18 protein-coding genes are annotated in these 16,266 nt (G+C 39.0%); 10 read left to right on the top strand and 8 right to left on the bottom strand.

Translation table 11 applies throughout. From position 1 onward, the window contains the following. Positions 1 to 233 precede the first annotated feature (233 nt). The 5 genes from BUC12_RS11405 to BUC12_RS11385 form a co-directional block, all read right to left on the bottom strand. The gene (locus BUC12_RS11405; protein ID WP_062178306.1) at positions 234 to 1,169 is read right to left on the bottom strand and encodes a ribose-phosphate pyrophosphokinase; all 936 of its coding nucleotides are present in this window, start codon (positions 1,167 to 1,169) and stop codon (positions 234 to 236) included. 95 nt (positions 1,170 to 1,264) lie between these two features. Next, a complete protein-coding gene (locus tag BUC12_RS11400) occupies positions 1,265 to 2,101 on the bottom strand; it encodes a patatin-like phospholipase family protein (protein WP_062178312.1) in 837 nt (278 codons plus the stop codon). Between the two features lie 54 nt (positions 2,102 to 2,155). Then, complete coding sequence (locus BUC12_RS11395) at positions 2,156 to 2,650, bottom strand: CvpA family protein (RefSeq protein ID WP_062178315.1); 495 nt, start codon at positions 2,648 to 2,650, stop codon at positions 2,156 to 2,158. Positions 2,651 to 2,750: 100 nt separating this feature from the next. Then, the gene (rpmH, locus tag BUC12_RS11390; RefSeq protein ID WP_062178318.1) at positions 2,751 to 2,903 is read right to left on the bottom strand and encodes a 50S ribosomal protein L34; all 153 of its coding nucleotides are present in this window, start codon (positions 2,901 to 2,903) and stop codon (positions 2,751 to 2,753) included. Between the two features lie 117 nt (positions 2,904 to 3,020). Then, the gene (locus BUC12_RS11385) at positions 3,021 to 4,742 is read right to left on the bottom strand and encodes a SulP family inorganic anion transporter (protein WP_062178321.1); all 1,722 of its coding nucleotides are present in this window, start codon (positions 4,740 to 4,742) and stop codon (positions 3,021 to 3,023) included. A gap of 724 nt (positions 4,743 to 5,466) precedes the next feature. Here BUC12_RS11385 and BUC12_RS11380 point away from each other — a divergent pair. Both BUC12_RS11380 and BUC12_RS11375 read left to right on the top strand, forming a co-directional pair. Beyond that, positions 5,467 to 6,270 (top strand): alpha/beta hydrolase, encoded by an 804-nt coding sequence (locus BUC12_RS11380; RefSeq protein ID WP_394333934.1) that lies wholly within the window; start codon positions 5,467 to 5,469, stop codon positions 6,268 to 6,270. 41 nt (positions 6,271 to 6,311) lie between these two features. After that, positions 6,312 to 6,980 carry a hypothetical protein gene (locus BUC12_RS11375; RefSeq protein ID WP_062178326.1) on the top strand — a complete coding sequence of 223 codons (669 nt, stop codon included), beginning with the start codon at positions 6,312 to 6,314 and terminating at the stop codon, positions 6,978 to 6,980. A gap of 69 nt (positions 6,981 to 7,049) precedes the next feature. On the opposite strand, the gene BUC12_RS11370 is transcribed toward BUC12_RS11375, so the two are convergent. Next, entirely contained in the window at positions 7,050 to 7,790 is a 741-nt protein-coding gene (locus tag BUC12_RS11370) for a porin family protein (protein ID WP_062178330.1), read from the bottom strand. A gap of 530 nt (positions 7,791 to 8,320) precedes the next feature. Between BUC12_RS11370 and BUC12_RS11365 the strand changes: the two genes are divergently transcribed. The 4 genes from BUC12_RS11365 to BUC12_RS11350 all read left to right on the top strand — a co-directional run bounded on the left by BUC12_RS11365 (position 8,321) and on the right by BUC12_RS11350 (position 11,368). After that, the gene (locus tag BUC12_RS11365; protein WP_062178333.1) at positions 8,321 to 8,980 is read left to right on the top strand and encodes a DUF5715 family protein; all 660 of its coding nucleotides are present in this window, start codon (positions 8,321 to 8,323) and stop codon (positions 8,978 to 8,980) included. A gap of 13 nt (positions 8,981 to 8,993) precedes the next feature. After that, on the top strand, positions 8,994 to 9,746 hold the full coding sequence (truA, locus tag BUC12_RS11360; protein ID WP_062178336.1) for a tRNA pseudouridine(38-40) synthase TruA: 753 nt from the start codon (positions 8,994 to 8,996) through the stop codon (positions 9,744 to 9,746). 8 nt (positions 9,747 to 9,754) lie between these two features. Beyond that, positions 9,755 to 10,654: an EamA family transporter gene (locus BUC12_RS11355; RefSeq protein WP_062178339.1), complete on the top strand. Its 900-nt coding sequence runs from the start codon at positions 9,755 to 9,757 to the stop codon at positions 10,652 to 10,654. Between the two features lie 66 nt (positions 10,655 to 10,720). Further along, positions 10,721 to 11,368: a DUF3256 family protein gene (locus BUC12_RS11350; RefSeq protein WP_062178342.1), complete on the top strand. Its 648-nt coding sequence runs from the start codon at positions 10,721 to 10,723 to the stop codon at positions 11,366 to 11,368. 25 nt (positions 11,369 to 11,393) lie between these two features. Here BUC12_RS11350 and BUC12_RS11345 read toward each other — a convergent pair whose 3' ends face one another. Then, positions 11,394 to 11,672, bottom strand: a complete 279-nt coding sequence (locus BUC12_RS11345; protein WP_062178345.1) for a GNAT family N-acetyltransferase — start codon at positions 11,670 to 11,672, stop codon at positions 11,394 to 11,396. Between the two features lie 109 nt (positions 11,673 to 11,781). On the opposite strand from BUC12_RS11345, the gene trmB reads away from it, so the two are divergent. Both trmB and BUC12_RS11335 read left to right on the top strand, forming a co-directional pair. Next, a complete protein-coding gene (gene trmB, locus BUC12_RS11340; protein WP_062178348.1) occupies positions 11,782 to 12,564 on the top strand; it encodes a tRNA (guanosine(46)-N7)-methyltransferase TrmB in 783 nt (260 codons plus the stop codon). Between the two features lie 8 nt (positions 12,565 to 12,572). Beyond that, positions 12,573 to 13,688 (top strand): Mrp/NBP35 family ATP-binding protein, encoded by a 1,116-nt coding sequence (locus BUC12_RS11335; RefSeq protein WP_062178351.1) that lies wholly within the window; start codon positions 12,573 to 12,575, stop codon positions 13,686 to 13,688. Positions 13,689 to 13,738: 50 nt separating this feature from the next. Here BUC12_RS11335 and BUC12_RS19870 read toward each other — a convergent pair whose 3' ends face one another. Continuing rightward, positions 13,739 to 13,858: a ComC/BlpC family leader-containing pheromone/bacteriocin gene (locus tag BUC12_RS19870; RefSeq protein WP_139262051.1), complete on the bottom strand. Its 120-nt coding sequence runs from the start codon at positions 13,856 to 13,858 to the stop codon at positions 13,739 to 13,741. A gap of 169 nt (positions 13,859 to 14,027) precedes the next feature. On the opposite strand from BUC12_RS19870, the gene BUC12_RS11330 reads away from it, so the two are divergent. Together BUC12_RS11330 and BUC12_RS11325 are read left to right on the top strand one after the other, a co-directional pair. After that, positions 14,028 to 15,422: a sensor histidine kinase gene (locus BUC12_RS11330; RefSeq protein WP_073357311.1), complete on the top strand. Its 1,395-nt coding sequence runs from the start codon at positions 14,028 to 14,030 to the stop codon at positions 15,420 to 15,422. A gap of 105 nt (positions 15,423 to 15,527) precedes the next feature. Continuing rightward, positions 15,528 to 16,205, top strand: coding sequence for a response regulator transcription factor (locus tag BUC12_RS11325; RefSeq protein ID WP_062178357.1), 678 nt, complete (start codon positions 15,528 to 15,530; stop codon positions 16,203 to 16,205). The last annotated feature ends 61 nt before the right edge of the window (positions 16,206 to 16,266 follow it).

Here is a 16,266-nt window from a genome sequence, read left to right as displayed (position 1 = left end):
AACTGTTTAAAGGATTCAATCCCTTTTGTTATGGCAAGTGTATGTGTAACAGATATGTGTGATCGGGCTATTCTGTTACTTTATGCTCGCTGTATTTTATTATTATCCGAGTATTATTTATGGAACAAAAATATTCTTATTTGTCGAAACTGCCAAATAATCTATATTTTAAACAAAAGAATCAGGATGTAACCATGGTGATTAATCCTGATTCCGGATATTTTGATTTGTCTTTATAAAACGTATAAAGAGCTGATAGATTCGTTATTACATACACGTCTGATAGAGTCTGCAAACACATCAGCAATTGATAAAATAGTAACCTTTTCGCATTTCTTAGAGTAGGGGATACTATCGGTAAATAGTATCTCGGTAAGAGTCGATTGGTCTACGCGTTCTGATGCAGGGTCGGACATTACGGCATGGCTGGCTATTGCCCTTACCGAACGTGCCCCGTTGGATGTCATCAGGTCGGCTGCTTTAGTTATTGTGCCTGCCGTATCTACTATATCGTCTACGAGAAGTACGTCCATTCCTTCGACATCACCGATGATCTGCATTTCGGATATTTCGTTTGCCTTTTTGCGGAGTTTGTAACAAATAACCATCGGTACCCCGAAGTATTTTGCATATGAACTGGCACGCTTAGTCCCTCCTACGTCGGGGGTTGCTATAACCAGATTTTCCTTATCTAATGTATCGATATAGCTGGTGAATATGGCTGAAGCATACAGGTGATCTACCGGAACATCGAAAAATCCTTGTATCTGATCAGCGTGTAGATCCATTGTTATCAGTCGGTTGATTCCTGCTGCCGCAAGCATGTCTGCAATTAATTTTGCTCCGATTGATACACGTGGCTTATCTTTGCGGTCTTGTCTGGCCCATCCGAAATATGGTATAACGGCAACTATCGACCGTGCCGAAGCCCGTTTTGCTGCATCTATCATCAAGAGCAATTCCATCAGATTGTCTGAACTGGGATATGTAGATTGGATAAGGAAAACCTGACGTCCGCGAATCGATTCTTCATATGATACTGAGAATTCGCCGTCGGCAAAGCGTTGGATATTCATGTTGCCGAGTGGACAGCCTAGGCTGTTACAAATTTTTTCTGCTAAATATCGGGAATTGGTTCCTGAGAAGATTTTAAATGGTATTTGTTCCATTGATGAGCTTTTTATATACTGGTTCGGTTTATTTTGGAGCACAAATTTACAAACAAATATATTACTTATTAAATATCGCAGCTGAAATATCAGTGTTAAATTGCCTGATTTTTGTTTATCGGAGATATTTTGTTGATTATTGCCAGATTTCCGGGTTTTGCGAATTCTTTTTTTGCAAATTCATATCCGATATTGACTATTTCCTCTGTGTGTTCGAGTGTAAACATAGCGTATTGAGACAAAGCTTCGGTTTCCAGTAATATGTCGCAAAGGTTGCGGTCGGCAAAAGAATTCGATACCGACATATAGTGGAATGATCTTTCGGCAACATATAATAAGGAGTTTTTGAACTCTTGTTTGGTTAAAGGAGCGACATTGACTCCGATAACGGTTTCGCAATCGAAGCGAATAGGTGTTACCGGAAAGTTTTTGAACAGCCCTCCGTCTACATAGTATACATTATTGATCTCGGCGGGAGTGAATATGATAGGAAATGCGCACGATGCTATAACTGCCGGAATCAGGGGGCCTTCGTCAAAAGCAACACTGGTGCCATTGGCAAGGTCTGTGGCGATAATCTTCATCGGAATATGCAGGTCATCGAAAGTCTTAGCCTTAAGATGCGTTTTTAGGAAACGTTTAAAACGGTCTGTTTTAAATATTCCGGTATGAGGTATAGTTAATTCGGCGAATTCCTTGAATGATTTTTTCTTAAAGAATGATATTATTTCATCAGGACTGTATCCGTCGGCATATAGCACACCGGCAAAAGCTCCGGCACTGGTTCCCGAAATGATGTCGGGGCGTATGCCCAGTTCGTCCATAGCCTTGAGTACCCCTAAATGAGCGAATCCTTTTGCCCCACCTCCACTTAAAGCTAAACCTAATTTATATGGATACTGTTCTGTGTATTCTTCACGATCTTGAGGCATGTCCCGAAGTTTTGATAATACTAAAACTCAAAATTAACCAACTTTTCCAGATAATCACTCTTTGTCCAGTCCAAATTTAAGATAGGGTACCAGATAGGGAGCCAGAGGTTGCACGTATTTATAGGTTTTAGACCGGGCTTCGGTTTCGTGGCTGATTATAATCCGGTTGGTATCTACTTTGATAAGGAGGTTGAGCACAATGCTTATCGCAAACATCCATTTGGTGAGGCAAAGCACGATACCGGCAAGCCGGTTCAGAGTTCCCATTTTCGCAGCTTCGAGTATTCCTTGAACGAGTGTCCCCAACAGATAAAATGCAAGCATAATGATTGCGAATGCCAATATATAAGAAAGGGGTTCGAGTATATAATCCGATGATTCGGTTTTTCCTTGTATAAGGGGTCGGATAATGGTTGATATCTGTCCCGACAAAACGGCTCCTGCAACCAACCCTGCCAGTGTGGCTAGTTGCTTGACTAATCCCGTCTTATATCCTTTGAATATGCAATAAGCCGTTACAATAAATATGCAAATGTCGAACCATGTCATTTTTGTGAACAGTCGAAAAAGGGTTAGTTATAAAACAACAAAAGTAAGAATTTATTTAATTCTTACTCTTTTCATATTGTCAGATTTACTGAAAGTCTTCTTATTTTGCAGCTTCGTCAGATACAGTTAATTTACCTCTACCTTTAGCTCTGCGTGCAGCTAACACTCTGCGTCCGTTGGCTGTAGCCATTCTTGAGCGGAATCCGTGTTTGTTAATTCTCTTTCTTCTTGAAGGTTGGAAAGTTCTTTTCATTGCTTGATATATTATTTCGTTATTATTTTCTGTAATCTGAATTCGGCTTGCAAAAGTAGACAGTTTATTTTAAATATACAAGAATATTTTGAATTTAACGTGCCTAAATATTGAAACTTAGTCGGCTTTTGCTTTACTGTGTTTTACTATAGCTGTTGCTTTTTCGAGTGCTACCGTTATATTGGGACAGATGTTTTCTTCTCCGATTAAATCCGAAAACCCGAACTTATCCAAAGCATCGTGCACATTTGGACGGACACCCGACAGGATCATGCGGATATGTTCGCTTTGTGATTTTTTACAGAGGCTTTCGAGATTATGTAGCCCTGTGGAATCTATAAACGGAACTTTTCTCATGCGAATAATCCTGACCATAGGTTGATCACCTATGATGTGCATACTCTCTTCGAACTTGTTGGCGATGCCGAAGAAGAAAGGCCCATCGATTTCGTAGACTTCTACTTCTTTAGGAATAGTCAGTTTTTCTTCATCGGGGGTGTTCTCGTTGTCGGTCGGATTCAGTTCATTGGTTATAACTGAAACTTCCGTGACGTCCATGATACGTTTCAGGAACAGGAATACTGCTAATAGTAACCCTATCTCGATGGCGATAGTCAGGTCGAAAATAACTGTCAGCAGGAATGTTGTAACCAGAACCACAACATCCGCTTTCGAATTACGGAGCAGTGCCAGAAATGAACGCCATTCGCTCATATTATACGATACCACCACAAGTATCGCGGCCAGACATACCATAGGGATATGTTTGGTAAGATTGCCTAAGAATAAAACAACGAGCAACAAAAACGCTGCATGTATGATTCCGGCAACAGGGGTTCGCCCTCCGTTACTGACATTGGTCATGGTACGGGCTAACGCTCCGGTGGCAGGGATACCGCCAAATAAAGGAGTAATGATATTGGCTACCCCTTGGGCTATCAGTTCCATATTGGAGTTATTCTTGGCACCTGTTACCCCGTCGGCTACATTTGCCGATATGAGAGATTCTATAGAACCTAGTATTGCCAGTGTGAAGGCATATGGAAACAATATGTTGATGGTTCGGATATTGAACGATACACCTTCTATGTCGGGCAATGTGCTTTTGAATATAAACCTGTCGCCGATAGTTTCGACAGAGTCTATGCCTAAAAAGTGCCTCAGGCAATATGCCAGGATGGTAACGAATACTACGGCAATCAATGAACCAGGTATTTTCTTCGAGATTTTATGGGAGAAGATGATTATAATCAGGCTTAAGATTCCTATTCCTACAGTCACTAAATCGAGTGTGGAAAAATTAGCAATGTATATATGCCATTTTCCCAAAAAGTCGGGAGGTGTATTTGTAACCTGCAAACCAAAGAAATCTTTTATCTGGGTCGAAAATATAGTGACGGCTATACCGCTCATGTATCCGACTATTACCGGATAGGGTATATATTTGATGACAACCCCCAGCTTAAGCACTCCCATCAGTATGAGCATTATACCTGACATAATGGTGGTGATGACCAGCCCTTCGAACCCAAACTGTTCGATAATATTGTATACAACAACAATAAAAGCACCTGTAGGGCCGCCTATCTGCACAGTGCTACCCCCGAGTGCGGAGATTATAAATCCGGCAATAATTGCGGTATAAAGTCCTTTTTCGGGACTTACTCCCGATGCTATCCCGAAGGCAATAGCCAAAGGTAGGGCGACTATACCCACGATAAGCCCGGCCATAAGGTCAGCCATGAATTTATCTTTGTTGTATCCTTTGAGAGAGTCTAGTATCTGTGGCCTGAAAGATTTGAATAAGGTCTCAGCTTTGTTTGCTGCTTTCGTAAGCATGAGTTCATCCGTTTAAATGAATAGTGCAATAGTTCTTAATTAAGGGCGCAAAGATACTAAATTTTATTCCGAAAATCTTTTATATTGGTAAATATCAGGTTTTTTGTTTCTTTGAGCATCTCTTTTGCATATAGATTTATGTATTAAATTATATCTTTGATAAATTAAACTAATACGACTTTTTTAATCAAATAATAACGATGGGTAATTGAACGAGGTTCTTTTAAATAATTGCTTAATTAACTGTGCGCAATCAAAGATTACTTACCCTTCTTTTGGCCTAAGCCCCAAAAGAAGGCAAAAACTCATTGGCGCTCCGAGCCTTCGCCTATCTGACAACGTTTGTAGCCAAAACTAAACAAAACTCGTCCTTTCGGTACTCAAACAGAGTTTAGTTTTAACGGCAACTTCACTCGTCAGATAACGGCTGCACCTCTGTATGCGCCTTAGCTTACGCCCGTCAGGTTTTGACATCGGCGTAAAGCACGGGATACCCGTTGTGAGAAGAAAGCGTTAAAAGACAAATAGCAGTTGTATTAAACGTATTTTAGTTGTCTTCGCTTTCGAACACGTAACGGGTCGGGCTTGCAGGCGCAGTCTTGATTTTTTGTATCGTTTTGCATCAAGGCAAAATGAAGAACAAACCCGATAGGGTGCGTTAGAAAGTAGTAGAAAAATAAAAATGTTTTTATCTATTGATTCACATAAAAAATAATCACACATGCTGCATCGACTAATTTTATTCGGAGTTTTGATTTCTGCTCATCTCCTGAGTTTTTCTCAAGATTATCAGTTAAAAGAAAATATTTCTTATGTTTCCGCTGGCGAAAAGGATAGTTACAAGCTGGAACGTTGTAAACTGGACATCTATTATCCTACCGGTAAAAAAGATTTCCCGACTATTGTCTGGTTTCATGGCGGAGGACTCGAAGGAGGAGAGAAGGGTATTCCCTCGGAGTTGAAAGAGAAAGGCGTAGCGGTTATAGCCGTTAATTACAGGCTTAGCCCTAAAGCCACAAATCCTGCTTATACCGAAGATGCAGCTGAGGCTGTTGCATGGGTGTTTAAGCATATTGCTGAATATGGAGGGTCGGACCGTAATATCTACGTGTCGGGACATTCTGCCGGAGGGTATTTGGCTTTGATGATAGGGCTTGATAAATCCTATCTGGCCAGATATGGTATAGATGCAGATGATATAAAGGGGCTGATACCTGTAAGCGGACAGACAAATACTCATTATACAATAAAGAGAGAACGGGGTTTGCCATTCGATATACCTTACATAGATGAGTATGCACCGATCAGTCATGCAAGGAAAGATGCCTCCCCTATATTATTAATAACAGGAGATAAGACTTTGGAAATGTCGGCACGTTACGAAGAGAATGCTCACCTGTATGCTATTCTTAAAACTGTCGGACATCCCGATGTGACTTTGTATGAATTGGAGGGTTTTGACCATGGAGCTGTCTATGCCCCGGCTTGTTATCTTATGTTAGACTGGATTAAAAAGCATACTAGATAACCGATGAAATAGATTGTGATACTACAAAATATACCACTTGGATGAAAGAAATAAAGCTGAATAATGGGCAACTGGAAGACTTAGAAATGGATTTGTTGCTGTGTATAGAAGATAATTTTAATATTAAATTTGATAATAATGAATTATTGAAGGTGTCGAGCTTTGAAGATTTGACCATTCTTATAATAGATAAAATTTCCCTGCATAATGATAATCAATGTACAACCCAACAGGTTTTCTATCGAGTAAAGGCATTAGTACAGAGGCTTGGATTTGCCCATGAGAAATTGAGACCTTCGACAGATTTGGATAATATGTTTTCTAAAGAGGAAAGATTGGTTCTTGTCAGAGAACTTGAATATGAGCTGGGCTGTAAACTTTATATGTTTGAACCTAATGGAAAAATCGTTTCGGTATTGTTGTTTCTGATTTCTGTTTCCATAGCATGTTTATTCTTTAATGTAATAATAGGATTGAGCGGGTTATTGTGTTTCTCCACTTCTCTGGCATTAATTACTCGTTTAAGCAACAGGTTTAGGTATAAAACTGTCAGAGAATTTATTGAAAATATAGTTTGTGAAAATTATCTCGTTTTCCGGAAAGATAATACAACTGTTAATAGAGAAGAGCTAAAAAGTGTCTTAACCGGATGGTTTGCAACCAATCTTTGTATCCGGAAAGAAGAATTACAATATGTTCGTTTTAGATAAAAGTAAAGGTGTGCCAATTATCATGACACACCCTGTTTTTTTTTAAGACAAAATGGTAATTAAACTTTATTAGAATCTGTAACCTGCGGATAATGTTATATTCCTATTTTTCCATCCATATCCTCTGGATATAAGATCGGCGGCTCCGTAGGAAGAATTGCTCCCATAGCTTCGTAGCCCCATCTCCCAGTCGACGTTCAATGAAATACGTTTGTACTCGACTCCGGCTCCGGCTAGTAATCCGTAGTCAAAACGCTCTACTCCGCCAAAAACATCTGTTCCGGAATATTTATTCACACTGTATTCATAATTGATGTTATTATTACTTATTGGACCGTCTGAGCTGTACTGTGCATAAGTCTCTTCCCGTACGCTTGCGCCTAAGCCATATGCAACATATACACCGGTTTTGAAGGTTAGGTTGAACTTGGGCGATAGGGGCAGTCTGTATCCAACGGCAATGGGTAATTGCAGATAAGATAATCTGCTGGATGTGATTCTGTTGTTATAGTATCTGGTTGCTTCTAAGTTGCCCGACTCAGCTGTGTAGAAACTGGATTCTCCAATAGATGAGTGCTTGGTTTTAAACTCGAGACCGGAACTAAGGAAGAAGTTGTCTTTTAATGCATATTCAACGGTTACTCCTCCGGTAAAACCTGTTTTGGTCTCGGACGCTCCCATTTCGGAATCGCTTAAATTGATTCCGGCTTTTACTCCAAATGTCCAGGGTGATTCTTTTTCCTGTGCTTGTACTGAGGATAGAGTGCATGCACCTATTCCTAAAAAGATGATTAGTGTTGAAATTCTCATAAAAAAAAATTAATTAGTGTTTGTTTGAGGTGGCAAATCTAACTAAAACTTTAGTATAAAAAACGTTCAAGAATAAAATCATCGTTAAATGTTGATCGGGGTTTCTTTTTTTTATATAAAAATGCAAGTGTTATCATGGTTATTGCATAATATTCGTTAATGTGAATATAATATCCGGTATTACAGATCTTTCTGATTGTTGCTAATGTGTTTTCTGAACGTAGTTTAATCCTTGAAACGAATTTCAGGGAAATATTTTATCTATAAATAAATGGAAGAACAGATAAAGAAAATAATTTACAAAAACAGTGTCACTTTTGTCACCTTTGTCACTTTTAAGTCTGCTATCGGTTGATTAGCAGTGAAGTATCAGGGTGACAAAGGTGACATCAGAGTGACAACTGTGTATACTGATTTGTATAAGTTTGTTTAGTATATGTAACTAACAGGGAGTTAGGTTGGGCTTTCCTTTTTTATTTGCTAATTTTGCAGTACCAAAAATTACGTATCTATATATTCCCCTATTTTCGATGTTTGTAATAAGAACTGTTTTATATATTGTATTTGTTTTAGGCTTGTTTGCTTGCGGCGGCAAGAAAGAAGATTCCGTAAATGTTGAAGAACCTCAAAAAGTATATACCCGTTTCAGAGGCGACTATAAAACCTTCAATGATATGCCCGATAAGCATCTTTCGGCGGCAGTCAACAAAGGAATTTCGCCAATGATGGATCGCGCTGATACAGCTCAGTATGAGAAAAAGATGGTTAGGCTACCAATGGAACTCGATTTGTTTAAAGTTGATAAGCTGACTCATTCCGTACCATATCTTGTACCTGATGCTTCGGCTTTACTGGTTCAGATATGTGCCAATTTCAGGGATTCGCTGGACTCCAAAAAGCTGGCTCATTACAAGCCCATAGTGACAAGTGTGACACGTACTATGGCTGATGTTGAAGTTTTGACAAAAAGAAACCGGAATGCCAGTGACAACTCGGCTCATACATATGGTACTACTTTCGATATTTCGTGGAAACGCTTTCAGAAGATAGGGCCTGAGGGAAAGGATGAGGTGAGTGTGGATAAACTGAAACTGGTTCTGGCTCAGGTTTTACATGATTTGCGCGAAAGGGGAAAGTGTTATATTGTGCACGAACGTAAACAAGCCTGTTTTCATATAACCGTACGATAGACAAAAGGATAGGATGAAGCGCTATTTTATATACCTGGCTTATAACGGAAGTAACTATTGCGGATGGCAGACTCAACCGAACGGATTGGCTGTTCAGGAAGTTATAGAGAAAGCTTTGTCTACTTTGCTGAGGTGTCAGGCTCCGATAGTAGGGGCAGGACGGACTGACGCCGGAGTACATGCCCGGCTGATGGTGGCTCACTTCGATGCCGTTGTTGAAGACATTCTTTTATTGACCGATAAGCTGAACAGGATTTTACCCAATGATATAGTAATCTACAAAATTGTGCCTGTTACAGCAGATGCACATGCCCGTTTTGATGCTACTTCGCGTTTGTATCGCTATTATGTGACTACACAAAAAGACCCTTTTGGATATCCGTTTAAGTACAAGGTATATGGAAACATCGATGTGGAAGCCATGAACCGGTGTGCCCGTGTATTATTCGAATACGAGGACTTTACTTCTTTCAGCAAACTTCATACCGATGTAAAGACAAACAATTGTACTATTATGCAAGCCGGATGGATATGTAATGATAATGATTATGTATTTACAATTCAGGCTAACCGTTTTTTGCGGAATATGGTACGCGCGGTTGTGGGTACATTACTCGAGGCAGGACGGGGTAAGCTTGATGAGCAGGGGGTGCGCCGTATCATCGAGTCGAAAGACCGGGGTGCAGCCGGACTCTCTGTTCCGGGACAGGCGTTGTTTCTCGAAGGTGTGGAATATCCGTCTCACTTATTTCCCGATAATGAATAAATGATAATATGTGGTTAGCGTTAGCTTTTGTGTCAGCTTTTTTTCTAGGGTGTTATGATATAAACAAAAAGATGTCGGTACATAACAATGCCGTGATACCTGTTTTGTTTCTTAATACCTTATTTTGTACTTTATTACTGTCTCCCCTGTTTTTTATATCCCGTTTGTCGGGCGAAACTTTAGCCGGAACTATATATTATGTGCCTGTAGTTTCGTTAGAGGCACACCTGTATATTGTGTTGAAATCGTTGATAGTACTCTCTTCGTGGATATTCGGATATTTTGCGACTAAGCATCTGCCGTTGACTATTACAGGCCCGATTAATGCAACACGTCCAGTAATGACACTGGTAGGAGCATTACTCATCTTTGGCGAACGCCTTAACCTGTATCAGTGGATCGGGGTATTACTCACTATTGTTTCATTCTTCCTGTTATCTGCAACCGGCAAAAAGGAAGGAATCAACTTCAGGCAAAACAAATGGGTATTGTTCATCTTTATTGCTGCCGTTCTCGGAGCATTAAGCGGACTGTACGATAAGTATTTGATGCAAAAGTTCAGCTCTACAGCAGTTCAGTTCTGGTACAACCTGTATCAGTGTATTATGATGTTGGTTGTCCTGATTATTCTGTGGTATCCGAAAAGAGCAAAATCAACGCCCTTTTCTTGGAAATGGAGTATTCTGCTGGTGTCGTTTTTTCTTACCTTGGCGGACTTTGTTTACTTCTATGCACTGTCGGATCCGGATGCAATGATTTCGATCGTATCGATGGTAAGACGGGGATCGGTAGTGATCTCTTTTATCGGAGGAGTGTTGTTCTTCCATGAAAAAAACTTAAAAGGAAAAGCTCTCGACTTGGTTCTGATAATTATAGGGATGTTTTTCCTATATTTGGGTACGAAATAAAAACAGCTTATTGCTCGGCTATAAGCTTGTATTTTAGCTGATTGTTTTATGAAATATTGATAAATTATGAAAAAGATATTAGTTGCACTTCTTATATTCTCGTTATTTCCGGTGCTTAAAGCTCAGAATATAGCTTCAGCGGTGGTGTCGATGCCCGACAATATGTTGATTGGGGTGACTTTGGATCAGAAGAAGGAGTTAGCTGTTGAACTTCCCGATTCGTTGAATAAAGAAGTATATATAATCAATGCAGTCGGAGATTCCGTTGTACGGCTCGATTATTCGGACGATTATATAGCCTTGAAAACTTCGGATGCCGGAATTCTCCAAATCAAATTGTTGCCATTAGTTAACAATTCGAGTATTATTGGAGTTATTACAACAGTATGCGGCCAGATTTGCGATAGCAGAATCGATTTCTATACAACATCATGGGAACCTCTTGACAGGGATAGCCTTTTTCCGAAAGTGGGAAGAGATTGGTTTTTCAAGAAAGATATTGATCAGACTTCACAGGATTATCTCAATGCAGCAGCAGTTGTGGATATGACTCCGATAAAGATGGCTTTTTCGGCTAAGGACAAGAATGTTACAGCAGAATACCAATTGCAGAGTTATCTGGCACAAGATGACTATAAGGCTGTAGAACCTTATTTGCTTGATAAGCCGAAGGTATTCGAATGGAATAAGTTCGTCTATAAAGAGAAAGAATAACCCGGATTTTGGGCTATCTTTCCCGTTATAACAGTTGGTGGTATTCGGGGTGCCTGTCGATATATGCTTTTGTATAAGGGCATATCGGTAATATCCGGTACGAGTTTACGGACGCAAATTCGAGTAAAGCCTTCGTCATAGCTCCTGCAATACCTTGTCCTTCGTATTTGGTGTTGACTTCGGTATGAGGAACTATTAACACATTACCCTCACTTAATTCGTAATCGATCAACCCTATTACTTCCGAGTCTAGCTTTGCTTCGAAACGGTTATTATCCACGTTGTTTATAATTTTGTATTCCATACATACTAAACAATGTATTCCTTAATTTGGTTTATTACATGAAATATTTCTTTTTCGCGTATCTTTGCGGCATAATAAAGGATTAGTAATACCTAACATACTATATTGAATGGGAAAGAATAAGCTGGCTAAGTTTGCCAATATGGAAGAGTATCCTCATGTGTTCCAGTACCCTTTTTCGCTACTACGGGACAAGGGTTTCGAGATGAAAGGCAAATGGAACGAACTGTTCTTCAAAAACGATCATCCGATAGTTCTTGAACTGGGGTGTGGGAAAGGTGAATATACTGTAGGACTGGCAAAACTGTTTCCTGAAAAGAACTTCATAGGTGTCGATATAAAAGGTGCCCGGATGTGGACGGGAGCTAAACAATCTCTCGAAGACGGGATGGGTAATGTTGCTTTCCTGAGAACCCATATCGAACTACTGGAAAGCTTTTTTGCTCCCGGTGAAGTTTCCGAAATATGGATAACATTCCCCGATCCTCAAATGACGAAAGTTAATAAGCGAATGACGTCCACTCGCTTTATGAAGATGTACCGCAGGATACTCAAACCTTCGGGTATTATTCATTTGAAGACCGACAGTAATTTTATGTTTACATATACTTCGGCTATGGTCGAAGCTAACCGTTTGCCGGTTTTATTCTGCAACGACGACTTATACCGTTCGGATTTAGTAGATAAGATACTAGGGATAAAGACTTATTATGAACAACAATGGATTGCCCGTGGTTTAACAATTAAGTATATCAAGTTCGAATGTCAGGATAGAGATGAATGGATCGAACCCGATATCGAAATAGAACAGGATAGTTATCGGAGTTATGGACGGAACAATTCGCAGACTCTGACTCAGCAAGCTATAGATAAAAAGAATTCAACTAAATAACTTAACAAATGAGTACTAATATATATCCAAAGCTGATAATTGATGCTTTAAGAAATGTACGTTACCCTGGAACAGGGAAGGATATTGTAGAGATGGGATTCGTCTCGGATGACATCCATATTGAGGGGAAAAAAGTGAGTTTTTCATTAGTTTTCGAAAAACCAAATGATCCGTTTATCAAATCTGTGGTAAAAGCAAGCGAAACTGCAATACTTACTTTTGTCGATCCCGATATCGAAATTAAGGGTAATATTGAAGTTTTGACACAAGAGGTACAGAAGGAAGAACCTCCCCGTGTGTTGCCTCTGGTTAAAAATATAATAGCAGTTACTTCCGGTAAAGGTGGAGTAGGTAAGAGTACTGTTACTGCAAATCTGGCTGTAGCTCTGGCGAAAAAAGGATTTAAAGTAGGATTGCTTGATGCCGATATTTTCGGGCCTTCAATGCCTAAGATGTTCAACGAAGAAGATGCACAACCTTTTCTTGAACCGGTGGATGGGCGTGAAATGATAGTACCTGTCGATAAATATGGTGTGAAAATGCTATCCATAGGCTTTTTCGTAAAGAAAGAAAGTGCTATTGTGTGGAGAGGTGCTATGGCCGGGAATGCCCTGAAACAGCTGATTACGGATGGAAATTGGGGAGAACTGGATTATTTTCTGATAGATTTCCCTCCGGGAACAAGCGATATTCATTTAACTCTGGTTCAGACATTGCCTATAACAGGAGCTATAGTAGTAAGTACACCTCAGGAAGTAGCATTGGCGGATGCTCGTAAAGGTATCGATATGTTTACCAACGAAAAAGTAAATGTGCCTATACTCGGTATTGTAGAGAATATGGCATGGTTTACGCCTGCCGAATTGCCTGATAATAAGTATTATATATTTGGGAAAGACGGGGCTAAGAATTTAGCGGAAGAAATGAATATCGATTTGCTCGGTCAAATACCTCTGGTACAGAGTATACGCGAAGCAGGAGATAATGGAGCACCTGTTGCATTGAATGAAGATTCTATGACAGGAACGGCTTTCGGTACATTAGCCGATAACTTGGTTACTGCAACCGAAAAGCGGAATAAAGAAAAAGCACCTACAATAAAAGTAGATGTAACTCATAAATAAAAGAAACGGGGCAGATATTTTAATATCTGCCCCGTTTCTTAAGTTTTATATTAAATTTCAACTTCAATAAGAGTCCCATTTACAAGAAGATAATATTTTGCTCCTCCTTGTACTTTGCTTAACTCTTTAGAGCTAAGTTTTTTGAATTGGTCTAACGCTACTTTTTTCATTGCTATAAGTATTAAAGATTTGTATTACAAAACTATACAGCAAAAAGGGGATTGTGTATAATTGAAATGTAATTTTTTTCTCATATTTTTAGCCTGCTCTTTGCTTGTTTTTAGCTGAAATAAAGATTAATATTCTTATATTTATAAACTTTTTTTTCTAAAAAATGCCATGATGAAGAGTGCCACATTTTCTGACAAGTTTTTAACCCGCATTTCTATCATTTTTGTTATAGTCATATTTATATTTCAGGCGGGGATTCTATACCGTTTGTTTCAGGCAAACACAGACTTACTTACTCGGGAGTTGAATTTGTTAACTTCTGAAACTTATGGTGCTAATCTTAATAAAAGATTAGTAAAGGGCAGAGATAAGCCAGCGGCACAAATTGAGTTTATGGGGGTCGATACTCCGTTAAATTCTTTGGTTACGGATACAACAAAAGTAGTTAAGATAAAAAATAAGTCGGAGTCCCTTCAATCTGAACCTAATGCCGTAGCTATTTTAAATATTGCATTAGAGGAGTTTGTTAGTAAAACTAATCCTATAGATTTGAAACTTTTTAGTTCTTCTATTGAGGAGAGTATGCATAGAAGCAATATTAATTTTTATTTCTATGTCGAGATTGTCGATAAGGAAACCAATAAAGTATTGGAATCAACACTACTTCCGACAGAACACCCTTCGAGCACTTTACAATCAAAAGATATACCGCTAAATTTAGCACAAACTAAAGTATTACGCGTTGTGCTTATCAATCCTTGGAGTAAAGTGTATCCGCAGATGGCATGGATGTTAGTGTTGTCACTTTTATTATCGCTGTTTTGCATCTATTGTTTATATTTCCAGTTGAAGACTTTGTCTAAACAACGAAAACTAGCCCATCTTAAAAGCGATTTCTTCTCCGAAGTTTCGCACGAATTTAAACGGCCTCTATCCGTACTGAAACAGGCAATCAGTTCACTCGATAATGAGAAGATAATTATGGATGCCGAGAAACGTGGCAGGCTGTTGAAAATCGCTGACCATGAGATTGTAAAAATGACGGAGAAAACCGATATGCTCCTGAGTTTAGCTATGGATGATGAAGGTATCTTCGAAATACATAAAGCAGAATTTGATTTGGTGAAGATTGTTTACGATTTGGCCGACGGTGCAGAAGGTACTACAACCAAGCCGATTGATATAGATGCAGATAATGAACTGAAATCGCCTGATATAGTTGGCGATAAGGCGCATATAGAACAGGTTGTTTCTAATTTGTTGGGTAATGCAATTAAGTACTCGAAAGCCGTGATAGATATCCATATCCGATTGTATGTTGAAGGTGGTTATACTTGTATTAGTATAAAAGACAATGGATTGGGTATTGCAAAAGAAGATTTGCAGGTAATATTTGATAAATATGCAAGAGTGGCGAAGACTGCCAGTATTAAAGGACATGGTATAGGACTGAATTATGTAAAACGTATCGTGGAGAAGCACAACGGGCTTATCGACGTGAAGAGTGAAATAAATGTAGGAAGTGAGTTTATCATAAAATTGCCTACAAACGGAGTATTATAACCTGTAAATTGGTTGTTGAAAATAGTTGAGGAAAGAACAACTTTATTATCTTTGTTCTTGGAATAAAATAAACAAACTTTTACAGGCACATTTATTATTAATCATATGGCAAATATATTATTAGTAGAAGATGATGAAAACTTAGCTTATATGCTTTGTGAGAATCTTGAAATAGAGGGTTTTGGGGTGAAACATATAAGTAGAGGAGAGAAAGCTTTGGGGATGCTGGAGCAAGATCAGGTTGATTTATTGTTAATGGATGTCGATCTGGAAGATAATGTCAGCGGTTTTGATGTTGCCGAAAATATCAGACAGAATTACCCTACTTTGCCTATTATTTTTACGACAGGGAAGACCCATTTTAAGGACGTTGAGAGAGGGTTGAAACTCAGGCATGTCGATTATCAGAAAAAGCCGTATGGAACCAAAGAATTATTGGCTAGAATAAATAATCTTCTGAATAGAGTGGTCGAATCGGGCGAAAAACGTTTCGTGTTTTCGGGCTTTTCCTTTAATCCGATAGAACAGGTAATCGCTATTGATGACGAAGAAATTAGAATAGCGAAAACCGAGGCTGCATTTTTGAGACTATTGTGTGAGAATATGAATACAGTGGTGACAAAAGAGAAAATCGTATGGTTGTTATGGAACGAAGAAGATATTTACCAGAAAGAACATTCGTTAAATAACCTGGCTCACAAAATACGGAAATATATAGACGGAAACAGGTATGTTGACCTGATCACTATATCGAAAGTCGGATACAAACTGATAGATAAATAAAGACCGGAAAGACGGGTTTATATAAAAGCGGAACATTCAATCTGAATATTCCGCTTTCTCT

Source organism: Indolivaga macrotermitis, from assembly GCF_900128985.1.
GTDB lineage: Bacteria > Bacteroidota > Bacteroidia > Bacteroidales > Dysgonomonadaceae > Dysgonomonas_A > Dysgonomonas_A macrotermitis.
The sequence above is the reverse complement of the archived record's forward strand: the minus strand, read 5'-3'. Positions and strand labels throughout refer to the sequence as shown.